The organism is Vibrio sp. 1580 (assembly GCF_033340055.1).
Genome location: NZ_JAWOVT010000812.1, coordinates 1 through 504, shown reverse-complemented (window position 1 = coordinate 504; position 504 = coordinate 1). Strand labels below are relative to the sequence as shown.

The following is a 504-nucleotide window of genomic DNA, read 5'->3' as shown; positions in this document are numbered from 1 at the left end:
TTTGATGCTCAAGAGGAAGAGCTAGAGTTCGAGTTAGATGATTACCGCGAACCCATCCCAGCCAAGTACCTATGGCGTAACTGGGCGGCAGATAACCAAGGCATTACAGGTGATGAGCTGCTGGAATTCATCAATGATGACCTATTCCCGACGTTAAAAAACCTTACTGCACCGAAAGACACCAACCCACGTGGTTTTGTAGTGAAAGAAGCCTTTAGTGATGCCTTCAACTACATGAAAAATGGCACACTGCTGCGCCAAGTGATTAACAAGCTCAACGAAATCGACTTTACTGACTCTAAAGAACGCCACCTGTTCGGTGACATCTACGAGCAAATCCTCCGTGACCTACAAAGTGCAGGTAATGCGGGTGAGTTCTACACCCCTCGCGCAGTGACTCGCTTTATCGTCAATCGTCTTGACCCTAAACTAGGTGAGCAGATTATGGATCCCGCCTGCGGTACGGGCGGATTCCTGGCTTGCTCATTCGATCACGTTAAAGAG

1 protein-coding gene is annotated in these 504 nt (G+C 48.4%); it reads left to right on the top strand.

Annotated elements, in window-relative coordinates; genetic code table 11:
• On the top strand, positions 1 to 504 hold a 504-nt coding region (locus R7093_RS28525; protein ID WP_318147446.1), incomplete at both ends, for an N-6 DNA methylase.